Origin of the sequence: Chamaesiphon sp. GL140_3_metabinner_50, assembly GCF_025361915.1 — a bacterium.
Lineage (GTDB): Bacteria > Cyanobacteriota > Cyanobacteriia > Cyanobacteriales > Chamaesiphonaceae > Chamaesiphon.
This window is the reverse complement of the sequence record NZ_JANYJC010000076.1, coordinates 1-10,262: the sequence shown is the minus strand read 5'-3', so window position 1 is coordinate 10,262 and position 10,262 is coordinate 1. Positions and strand designations below refer to the sequence as shown.

Below are 10,262 nucleotides of genomic sequence, written 5' to 3'. Positions count from 1 at the left end.
CATTTTATCCCCAGATCGGTAATGCCAGATATCAATTACACTAGATGTAGAGCCAATAGATCGCTCCTCGATAACTGTTAATTTCTGATTATGTTTGACCAATTAGCCGAAAGTTTAGAATCAGCCTGGGTAAAGTTGCGTGGTAAGGACAAAATTAAGTCCTCCAATATTCAAGATGCCCTCAAAGAAGTTCGGCGCGCGCTGCTTTCGGCTGATGTAAACGTCCAAGTGGTCACCAATTTCGTTAAAGAAGTCGAAATTAAAGCCCAAGGTGCGAACGTCATTTCAGGAGTTCGCCCCGACCAACAGTTTATCAAAGTTGTCTATGACGAACTCGTCAAGACGATGGGGGAAACGAATAGTCCCCTTGCAAATGCGCCCCAAAAGCCCACAGTAATTCTGATGGCGGGTTTGCAAGGTGCGGGTAAAACGACTGCTACGGCTAAACTCGCGCTGCATTTACGCAAAGAAAATCGTACCACCTTGATGGTCGCGACTGATATTTATCGTCCCGCCGCGATCGATCAATTGATGACGCTGGGCAAGCAAATCGACGTGCCAGTCTTTGAAATGGGGACGGATACCAATCCCGTCGAAATTGCCCGTCAAGGCATCGCCAAGGCGCGGGAACTGGGCGTAGATGTGGTAATTGTCGATACTGCCGGACGCTTGCAAATCGACGATCGGATGATGACCGAATTAGCCGATGTTAAAGCGGCAATTCAACCAGATGAAATTCTGCTCGTAGTAGACTCAGCCATCGGTCAAGAAGCAGCGAATGTCACGATGACATTTAACGATCGGATCGGCATTACTGGGGCGATTTTGACCAAATTAGATGGGGATACGCGCGGTGGTGCGGCTCTATCTGTCCGGGCGATTTCTGGGAAACCGATTAAATTTGTCGGTGTGGGTGAAAAAGTCGAAGCCCTGCAACCATTTTATCCAGAGCGGATGGCATCGCGGATTCTGGGAATGGGCGACGTACTGACACTGGTAGAAAAAGCCCAAGAAGATTTTGATATTGCCGATGCTGCTAAATTAACCGAAAAAATTCTCGAAGCCAAATTCGACTTCAACGACTTCATCAAACAGATGCGGATGTTGAAAAATATGGGTTCCTTGGGCGGCTTACTCAAGATGATTCCGGGGATGGGTAAACTCTCTGACGGACAGCTCAAACAAGGCGAAGACCAACTTAAAAAGGCTGAAGCCATGATTCAGTCGATGACTAAAGAAGAACGCGGTAATCCCGATTTACTCGCGAGTACTCCCAGCCGTCGCCGCCGGATTGCTAAAGGTTGTGGTTATGAAGAAGCCGATGTGAGTCGGCTGATTGCTGAATTTACCCGGATGCGAACCATGATGCAGCAGATGAGCATGGGCAATTTCCCCGGTATGGGTGGCGGACAGCAACCAGGCGCACGCGGCGGACAACCGGGCGCACTTGCCAAAGCCAAGAAAAAGAAAAAAGGATTTGGGACGTTATAAATAACCTTGCATCTTGCACACAAATTCAGGGTAGGGGTAATTTATGAATTACCCCTACCCTGAATTTGTGTGCAGATCGATCCCCTATCCCCTATCCCCTATCCGTAAAATTACGGACGATCTAGCAACTAGCAAAAATGGAACTTACGTAAGTATTTCTTGCGTCTAGAAAAAGAGGATGGGCAGATAAGTAAGTGAATCCCCGGATGGACTGTTTGCGCCAGCTTGCTATACTGAACCACGACAAGCCGATCTCTGAGTATATGCCGATTGTCTCGGTAATTTCTTCAAGAGAATTGTTACTTGTCCTGCCTTGGGGCTGGGTGTTAGATGAATAAATCGATCGATCCAACTTGCCCACCACTGAGGACAGCAGCGTATTATAGCGAACATTGCCTTCCCACGCGCCAACATCGATCTGTATGAACAAACTGTTAATGGTTACGACCGTTCCAAGCACCCTCCGAAGTTTTCTATTGCCATTTGCCGCTCATTTTCGATCGCAAGGATGGCAAGTCGATGCGATGGCTTGTGGAGTATCGGCGGCGGCGGAATGTCAAGCCGGATTCGATCGCGTCTGGGAGGTACAATGGTCGCGAAACCCTCTCGATCCGCGTAATTTATTAGCCGCTCCGCAAATAATTCGCGAGCTTGTCAGCCGCGAACAATACCAAATCGTCCACGTCCACACGCCTGTCGCCGCATTCGTAACGCGCTACGCACTCAAAGATATCCGCCACCATCTAGAAACTAGCGTAATTTATACCGCACATGGGTTTCATTTTCATCCAGGTGGTAATTCTGTTAAAAATGCCGTGTTTCTTAATTTAGAAAAATTGGCAGGTAATTGGACTGATTATTTAGTCACAATCAACTATCAGGATAAACAAGCCGCAATCGCTCACAGATTATTACCACCCGATCGCTGTCGTTACATGCCCGGTATCGGTGTCGATTTAGGCTATTATAATCGCGAGGCGGTTCCCGATGCCGCCGTCACCCAAGTGCGGAAAGAGTTAGGCATCGAGCCAGATAGTCAGTTATTGCTCTCAGTTGCCGAATTTACGCCCCGCAAACGTCATGTCGATGCGATCGCGGCATTTGCCAAACTCGCTCGATCCGATGTCCATTTAGCCTTTGCAGGTAGTGGGCCATTAATGGATAGTATGCAGCAATTAGCCGATCGATTGGGAGTTGCCGATCGGATCCACTTTTTGGGCAATCGGCAAGATATTCCCGTGCTGATGAAAGCCGCCAGTGCAAATATCCTCGTTTCCGAGCAAGAAGGACTTCCCCGCAGTATTTTAGAATCGCTAGCTTTAGGAACTCCGACGATTGGGACTAAAATTCGGGGTACTCAAGATTTACTCTTAGATGGTTGCGGATTATTAGTAGATGTCGGCAATGTCGATGGATTAGCCGCCGCCATGACTTGGGTACTCGATCGACCCGAAGAAGCTGCGAAGATGAGTAAACTCGGCTCCAAGCGGATTTCTACCTATAACTTAGATGCGATCGTTAGACTTCACGAGCAATTGTATGCGGAAGCGGTGAAGGAGGGGATAGGGAATAGGGAATAGGGGCAGGTTATTCGCTCGATATCATAGATTAAGCCCCACCACAATTACTGTGATGGGGCTTACATGCTTTTAAGAGTGAGGATTCAATCACATACATATAGCAGTTGCCATGTCGGTTAGGACACAAACTCGACTTTTTGTAAAAGTCGGGTTTGTAGCAACCTAGTTTTACCGTCCTAACCACCCTGGCGATTGCTATATCTGTAGGTTGGGTAGAAGCCCGCGAAACCCAACATCCCTAAAGAGTTGAGTTTCTATTCCCTATCCCCTATCCCCTCTTCCTACTTAACCCATTTCTCGCCAACGATTTCAGCTAAATCGACAACCCGTTGGCTGTAACCCCACTCGTTATCGTACCAAGCGATGACTTTGACCATATCGTCACCCATCACCATCGTCAGGCTAGAATCGATCGTACAAGAGGCAGGAGTACCTTTAAAATCGCTCGAAACTAATGGCAGCTCGCAGAAGTCCATAATTCCTTTCATCGACCCGTGAGCGGCAGCCTTGAGGGTAGCGTTGACTTCTTCGGTGAAGGTTTTCTTCTCAACGTTGACGACTAAATCGACCACCGACACATTGGGAGTAGGTACCCGCAACGCAATTCCGTTCAGTTTACCTTTGAGTTCTGGTAATACTAAAGACACTGCCTTAGCCGCACCAGTCGAGGTAGGGACGATATTCATCGCCGCCGCCCGCGCCCGACGCAAATCGCGGTGCGAAGCATCTAACAAGCGTTGGTCGCCCGTGTAGCTGTGAGTAGTGGTCATCGTTCCTTTGACAATCCCAAAGCTATCATTGAGCACTTTGGCAAAGGGAGCCAGACAGTTGGTAGTACAACTAGCATTACTAATGATGAAATGTTTGTTGTGGTCGTAGTCTTTTTCGTTAACTCCGACGACGAAGGTACCATCTTCGTCTTTTCCTGGTGCCGTAATCAGCACTTTTTTCGCACCAGCTTTAATATGTCTGGAAGCACCAGCATGGCTGATGAAAACACCTGTAGACTCAATTACCAGGTCGATTTCCCAGTCTTTCCAAGGTAAATTGTCAGGATTACGATCGGATACGCATTTGATCGTCTTGCCGTTAACCGTAATCGTGTTGTCATCAGCACTGATTTCGGCATCGAACGTACCCAGCATGGTGTCGTACCGGAGCAAGTGTGCGTTGGTGCGAGGATCTGAAGTATCGTTAATACCCACAACTTCGATGTGGCTATTCTTTCTGCCTAGCCAGCACCGCATAAAATTCCGCCCGATCCGCCCAAACCCATTGATCGCTACTCTAATCACAGCCTCTTGCCCTCTTGTTCTAAACTTCTAATTTTATAACCAGTGATAGAAGTAGATCGTACCGCAAACTATACACATCTATAACTCGATCGATGTCAGAATCGAGATTTTTTTATTATTTAGCTGGCAAGTAGGTCTGAAATACGTGCAGCATAGTTTTTATAGTATTTTAGAACTATTTTAATGAATCTGGGTTAGGTATCAATTTAATGTGATATCATGTACATAATTGCGTACATAACTTATGTTTTCCACCGAAATCACCTCACCGACTGAAGCTAGAGCAGGATTCTTTCAATTGCTCGATCGAGTCGCACAAAGTCATCAAGTTTGTATCATCAATCGCCGCGATGGTGAAAATGTCGCGCTCATCGCCGAATCAGATCTCAATAGTCTCATCGAAACCGTTTATCTATTTCGCTCTCCGGCAAATGCGCGTCACTTACTCGATGCGATCGATGAATATCGATCGGGCAAACTCGCAACGCAAAGCATTGAAGAATTACGCCAGGAGCTAGGAATCGATGGCGAAGAAGCCGAAAAAATCTGAAGAACCATCAGAAATAACTCCCGTTCAAATTATCCGATTGAGTCCGGTATTTACTACCAAATTCAAAGCAGATTTGGGATGGTGGTACAAAACCGATTCTAAAAAAGCAGCTAAGATCCTCGATCTGGTGACAGCCGTAATGTCAGATCCGTTTACCGGAATTGGCAAGCCAGAACCTTTAAAGTATTTAGATTCAGATTTTTGGTCGCGCCGCATCGATCTGGAACATCGATTAATTTATATAGTTAATAACGAACAAATTGTCTTTTTTACCTGTCGCTATCACTACGAATAAAACTCATAATATATTATTTTGCTGAATTTAGATGACATTGACAGAAATTATACCATCATTAAAATATACCTTTAGCGACTCAAGAGATTTCAGAGATTCTTCTAAGTCTTCCTGATTTATCTGCCATTTTCCTGGGAACTCATCCTGGTTATAAATTTCTAGAGACTGGTTAAAGCATTCGATCGATCTTTCCAAATTCTCTTTTCGATCTCCTTTACTACGATTTTGGTAAGCCAAGCCAAGATTATGTTGCAGCATTGCCCAATAGGTTGCAGGAACATATTTCCTCGTGTAAATCCGTAAGGCATGATTGAAACAATCTATAGGCTCATACTGCTTATTTTGAGTTAATTCTTCTACCTGCGGTAATTCCTTCTGCTTCGCGTTCGCGTAGCGTTTGCTTTGCCAAATCGCGCCATGTTCTGCATATAACCCTTCGATCTTCTCCTGCCAATCGGGATGAAACCAGATAACTTCTTCTCGCGGTATTTCTAAATATTTACAGGCTTCAAACGTAACTGAGGGAATATCTTGAAGCTTGGGATCTACATATAAATCTACCCCAACCTGTGGAGAATGTGAATACTGTCCCAAGGTCACAGTCTGTCCTGAAGGCAGAGTTAAAAAAGCAAACTGAATCTCATCTAAATCATTGTAGCCATCATAGAGAGGAAGCTGAAGATGAGCGACCAGAGGTTTTAAATGACCATCTAAAAAAGCGACAATCTCCTGCGTCGGTGTCACTTCTTCAAATCTCACCCGCTGAATTTCTGGTGTTGTTGGATTACTCATCAGCTATCCAAATCTCTTCAAGTTGGTTGCAAAACTTTATCTGTACCTTGATTTTAGCCCAATCATCCTCGTTCCGCACACCTTCGCGTTCCCCCGACCAATATACTAATCCTGGTCTAGTGCCGCGATCTGGTTCTACTGATGTGGTAAACTCGATTCCTCGTTCTGTGGTGCGATCGAATTTCTTCGAGAAAGCCTTGACCTTAGGAATATCGCTGAAAAAACAATTTCTAGCTGGGCCACCCCATATTTCTTGGCTGGCTATTTGTTTTTTTGCATCATCGACCGTTTGTGAGTCAGATTCCTTGCGATGGTATATTGGCTCCTCGGTCACAGTAATATCTTTGAAACTCCCTGGATCGCCTAGTATGCCATAAAAATAAGGGGAAGGGCAATTTAAGAATTGCCCCTCCCCAGATTGATTATACTAACACTAAATTACGTTTCTTCGGATGGATTAGATTGACCGATGACTGGTGCTAGGAAAGCAACTAAAACGCCGATCGCAAATCCGGCGCAATTGCGGAATAATGGCACCCATTCAGAAGTCCGTGTAATTACAGGTGCAACCCCAAATGCGAGAAACAGGATACCCCACAATGGCGAGAAAATTAACGCCCACTGCCAAGCAAAACCTTCACCAGGTTTGCGATATTGTCCGGCAAATCCACAAATTATGCCGCCGAGAATCGAGCTAGTTAGCGTCAGGATCCACTGTTCTTTTGGCAATCCGGGGACGACATTACAACCGCCTCTAACTAGGCAGGTTTTTACAGCCTCTAGGGAGTCGGTAATGGCACTGTCTTCGCCATTTTCACGCACATAGTACATATTCCCAAATCTGGTTTGCAGTTCGATCCAGAAGGTTCTGGGCATGAGTTTGTAAACATCATCGCCGACTCTGAAGTTAAGGGTGTTACCACCGCGAGAATCAGAGACAACGAGGACGCTTTTTTCGTCTAGTCCCCAATATCTACTCACCGCACGTCCGGGAGTACGATCGTACTGTGTTAAGATTCGCAGTTTCCAGCCAGTGTCGGCTTCAAATTTGTCGATATCTTTAACAAGGTTCTCTTCTTGGATGGGGGTAAAGGTTTTTGCCAAGTCGATAATGGGGGTTTGCTCTTTGGGTAAAAGATCGGGGTTATCAACGGCTTGAGCGGATGGTGCGATCGACCACACGGATATACTTAGAACGATGGCAAGTGCAGATCCGAGCAGGCGGCGTAATATCATTGAGGATGAAGACATGTGCTACTAAAGTCAGTGAAGTCGATCGGGTGATAATTGGCGATCGGCATTCATCACTGCCAACCTTGCAACTGTCTCGATCTGTAAAAATTAATCTATTATTAATTTACTTTACAATACTTTACGATGAAATGGGGCGATTTGCAAAGGTGTCGATTCCGCAAGGCGGAGGCTACGCCAACGGCAAGGATGTTCAGAAAGTGTCAAACTACAACCCTCTGGCGACAATTAATCCACACGAGGGCGATGGGGAATTGGGACAAAACAAAGATCTATCCCAATTCAATAACGCTCATATTTACCATCCGATCGATTATTTTAGATGTCAAAGTGGCATGATTCTGGTTTCACTGGGCAATCTCGTTCGCCGAGTTGATTGTGGCGGAGATAGAGATCGGTTAAGTTGTTAGCTAATTTAGCGAGGGGTTTGACGTTACTAATTTGATTTTTCGAGAGTCTCAAATCGGTTAATTTAGTGAGATTCGCTAGCGGTCTGATATCGCTAATTTGATTAGAATTAAGATCTAGAGATTTCAAATTAGTGAGTCTGGCTAGTGGTTTTACATCGCTAATTTGATTGGCAAAAAATTCGAGGTAAGCTAGATTAGTTAATTTAGCTAAAGGTTTTACATTGCTAACTCGATTAGAGTTAAGGAAAAGGGTATTTAAATTAGTCAGATCGGCTAGTGGTGAGATATCGCTAATTTGATTGGCATTAAGATCGAGTCCTTTTAAATTAGTCAAGCTAGCTAGTGGTGAAATATCGCTAATTTGATTGGAGTTGAGGAAAAGTGCTTTTAAATTAGTTAGGCTAGCTAGAGGCTGGACATCGCGGATGTTGCGATCGCTCAGATAGAGTTCGGAAAGACGGCTGAGTTTAGCATCAGCTTGTTGGCAATTCTGAGTGCCAGCTTTTTCGAGCAGTATCTCGATCGTCTGTTTAGTTGCTGCCGAAACAGAGTTTACTTGTTGACACCATTGAGTGAAACTTTTAGCATTTTGCTGTTGTGCCGATGCCGTTAGGGGCAGTAATTGGCATAATATTCCTAAAATGCTTGCTGGGATAAAAAATTTTTTCATAAGTGTTAAATGTTCAAAAGATGCTGCTCTGTCTCAAACATTGGCATCTACACTCATAAATATGCAATTTACGGAAATTTTCATTGCCGATCTCGGCGGAAATGTAAAAACGATCGGCTCTTATCCCAAAATTAGCTGCGGCGATTATCCTTTGGTAGTTGATAATTTGAGATTAAACTCGGTTTCAAAAATCGGCTTCTTATAGTCTAGGCTCCAACATTCCAGCACGCAGGCATCGGCAGGATCGGTGGGGAAAAATGTTAGATGACACTCGCGAGTAGCTAGATTGCAATTGAGGCTGACATCTTTAATCGCACCGATTCTGCGCCTGTCGAGAGCGACGGCGACGCGGAGAATCGCACTGAGTTGAGAGACGATAGATCTTTGCTCTTTGGTCAGATTTTGGAGATTTTGATGTTTTTTCTTAGGCGGACTTTTGCGATGGTAACGAGCGACGTTGGCAATCAGATCGATCTCGGATTCGGTGAAGCCGAGTAGTTCGCCGTAGCGAATTAGGTAATAAGAATGCTTGTGATGGGCATCGTGACTGACAAAGTGACCGCTATTGTGTAAAATTGCCGCACTCCAGAGCAACTGTCGAATCGATTTATCCCAGTTGTGGATCTGTCCGTGAGTTTGGTCGAACAGGCTCAGTGCGAGTTCGGCGACGCGCTGGGAGTGGGGGAGATCGACACCGTATTTACCCGCAATTTTGAGGGTACTGCGTTCGCGAATCGAGCCTTGATATTTGAGCCGATCTTCAATCAATCCCTGCGCGAGCATCCAATCGACAACGACACCTTCGCGGAGGCTGCGTTCGCAGACAGAGAGAGATTTTAGCCCTAACATCGACATCGCTTCTTGGAGAATTACCGCGCCTGCAACGATAATTTCCGATCGCCGATCGGAAATACCCTCAATTGTAGTGCGTTCGGCGACGGTCATTTTTCGCAATCGATCGATTAGGTTGCGTAACTCGGATAGCTGAATTTTAAAGCCATGAATCCGATCGGGGACTTGACCATTTTTATCGATATTGAGCACCGCCGCAAGGGTTTCGATCGTACCGGAAGTACCGACCATTTTGGGCAGTTCTCCCGGCTGGAGATTGGCTTTAATTTCGTCTATCGCCCGTTCTAATTGACCGCGCACGAAAGCTTTAAGATAATCGATCGATCGATCGCTAATGGGATTTATGGGCAGAAATTCGGCGGTTAGCCGCACCGCACCGATTTTAGTACTACTGAGGGTGCGGGGTTCGTGGCTGTCGCCCAAAATTAATTCAGTCGAACCGCCACCGATATCGATAATGATGTGGGGCGTATTATTAAATTCGACTCCCGATAGCACGCCTAAATAAATCCGCCGCGCTTCTTCTTGTCCAGAAATAATATTAACTGCTAAACCTAATTCTGTCTCGATCGATCTGACAAATTCGTGTCCGTTAGGTGCTTCGCGCACGGCACTAGTCGCCACTGCAAAGATTTGCTGGGCATTGAGACTTTTAGCAACTTCCTGACACCGTTTGAGCGCGCCTAAGGCCCGCAGAATCGCCTCTGGCGTGAGATTGCCCGTCAGAGGGTCGCGATCGCCCAACCGGACTGTTGCCTTCTCACGGGCGATAATACTAAAGGCTGGTAAGTCGGCAACAATCCGCACGATGACCATGTGAACTGAGTTAGTACCGATATCGATCGCGGCAATAATCGGGTCGTTAGCTGTACGATCGCGATCGAGCGTGGCTGAAGATTCTGCTACCACATTTACCATACAAATTTCCAGTCAGGTGAGAGGTTTAGTGTCATTACCGCCATCGATTCTCTCGCGTGGAGAGGCTACGCCAACGGGGAGTGTCTAGACTTGGCAAATCTGAGACAACAATACTATTTAGCTCTAATGTACAGCTTGGCTGGGTTCTAACACAAGCA

At 45.8% G+C, this 10,262-nt stretch carries 10 protein-coding genes; 4 read left to right on the top strand and 6 right to left on the bottom strand.

Going from position 1 to position 10,262, the window contains the following annotated elements; all coding sequences use genetic code 11:
• Positions 1–90 precede the first annotated feature (90 nt).
• Both ffh and Q0R35_RS03790 read left to right on the top strand, forming a co-directional pair.
• Complete coding sequence (gene ffh / locus Q0R35_RS03795) at positions 91–1,491, top strand: signal recognition particle protein (protein ID WP_295614626.1); 1,401 nt, start codon at positions 91–93, stop codon at positions 1,489–1,491.
• A gap of 422 nt (positions 1,492–1,913) precedes the next feature.
• A complete protein-coding gene (locus Q0R35_RS03790) occupies positions 1,914–3,071 on the top strand; it encodes a glycosyltransferase (RefSeq protein ID WP_295614624.1) in 1,158 nt (385 codons plus the stop codon).
• 281 nt (positions 3,072–3,352) lie between these two features.
• Here the strand turns inward: Q0R35_RS03790 and Q0R35_RS03785 are convergent, their stop codons facing one another.
• Positions 3,353–4,366, bottom strand: coding sequence for a type I glyceraldehyde-3-phosphate dehydrogenase (locus Q0R35_RS03785; RefSeq protein WP_295614622.1), 1,014 nt, complete (start codon positions 4,364–4,366; stop codon positions 3,353–3,355).
• A 244-nt stretch (positions 4,367–4,610) separates the two neighbouring features.
• Between Q0R35_RS03785 and Q0R35_RS03780 the strand changes: the two genes are divergently transcribed.
• Positions 4,611–4,916, top strand: coding sequence for a type II toxin-antitoxin system Phd/YefM family antitoxin (locus tag Q0R35_RS03780; RefSeq protein WP_295614620.1), 306 nt, complete (start codon positions 4,611–4,613; stop codon positions 4,914–4,916).
• Positions 4,891–5,211, top strand: a complete 321-nt coding sequence (locus Q0R35_RS03775) for a Txe/YoeB family addiction module toxin (protein ID WP_295614618.1) — start codon at positions 4,891–4,893, stop codon at positions 5,209–5,211. Before Q0R35_RS03780 ends, Q0R35_RS03775 begins: the two co-directional genes overlap by 26 nt.
• A 27-nt stretch (positions 5,212–5,238) precedes the next feature.
• On the opposite strand, the gene Q0R35_RS03770 is transcribed toward Q0R35_RS03775, so the two are convergent.
• From Q0R35_RS03770 to Q0R35_RS03750, 5 genes are all read right to left on the bottom strand, one after another.
• A complete protein-coding gene (locus Q0R35_RS03770) occupies positions 5,239–6,003 on the bottom strand; it encodes a tetratricopeptide repeat protein (protein ID WP_295614616.1) in 765 nt (254 codons plus the stop codon).
• Positions 5,996–6,337 carry a hypothetical protein gene (locus tag Q0R35_RS03765; protein ID WP_295614614.1) on the bottom strand — a complete coding sequence of 114 codons (342 nt, stop codon included), beginning with the start codon at positions 6,335–6,337 and terminating at the stop codon, positions 5,996–5,998. The genes Q0R35_RS03770 and Q0R35_RS03765 overlap by 8 nt, the downstream gene beginning before the upstream one ends.
• A 104-nt stretch (positions 6,338–6,441) precedes the next feature.
• The gene (locus tag Q0R35_RS03760) at positions 6,442–7,254 is read right to left on the bottom strand and encodes a TPM domain-containing protein (protein ID WP_295614612.1); all 813 of its coding nucleotides are present in this window, start codon (positions 7,252–7,254) and stop codon (positions 6,442–6,444) included.
• Positions 7,255–7,572: 318 nt separating this feature from the next.
• Positions 7,573–8,334, bottom strand: coding sequence for a leucine-rich repeat domain-containing protein (locus Q0R35_RS03755; RefSeq protein ID WP_295614610.1), 762 nt, complete (start codon positions 8,332–8,334; stop codon positions 7,573–7,575).
• A gap of 144 nt (positions 8,335–8,478) precedes the next feature.
• Positions 8,479–10,104, bottom strand: a complete 1,626-nt coding sequence (locus Q0R35_RS03750; protein ID WP_295614608.1) for a Ppx/GppA phosphatase family protein — start codon at positions 10,102–10,104, stop codon at positions 8,479–8,481.
• Between the last annotated feature and the right edge of the window lie 158 nt (positions 10,105–10,262).

Coding starts and splice junctions, on each gene's coding strand:
- Q0R35_RS03790 (WP_295614624.1), top strand. CDS start 1,914: ATGAACAAACTGTTAATGGTTACGACCGTTCCAAGCACCCTCCGAAGT.
- ffh (WP_295614626.1), top strand. CDS start 91: ATGTTTGACCAATTAGCCGAAAGTTTAGAATCAGCCTGGGTAAAGTTG.
- Q0R35_RS03770 (WP_295614616.1), bottom strand. CDS start 6,003: ATGAGTAATCCAACAACACCAGAAATTCAGCGGGTGAGATTTGAAGAA.
- Q0R35_RS03760 (WP_295614612.1), bottom strand. CDS start 7,254: ATGTCTTCATCCTCAATGATATTACGCCGCCTGCTCGGATCTGCACTT.
- Q0R35_RS03780 (WP_295614620.1), top strand. CDS start 4,611: ATGTTTTCCACCGAAATCACCTCACCGACTGAAGCTAGAGCAGGATTC.
- Q0R35_RS03750 (WP_295614608.1), bottom strand. CDS start 10,104: ATGGTAAATGTGGTAGCAGAATCTTCAGCCACGCTCGATCGCGATCGT.
- Q0R35_RS03775 (WP_295614618.1), top strand. CDS start 4,891: ATGGCGAAGAAGCCGAAAAAATCTGAAGAACCATCAGAAATAACTCCC.
- Q0R35_RS03755 (WP_295614610.1), bottom strand. CDS start 8,334: ATGAAAAAATTTTTTATCCCAGCAAGCATTTTAGGAATATTATGCCAA.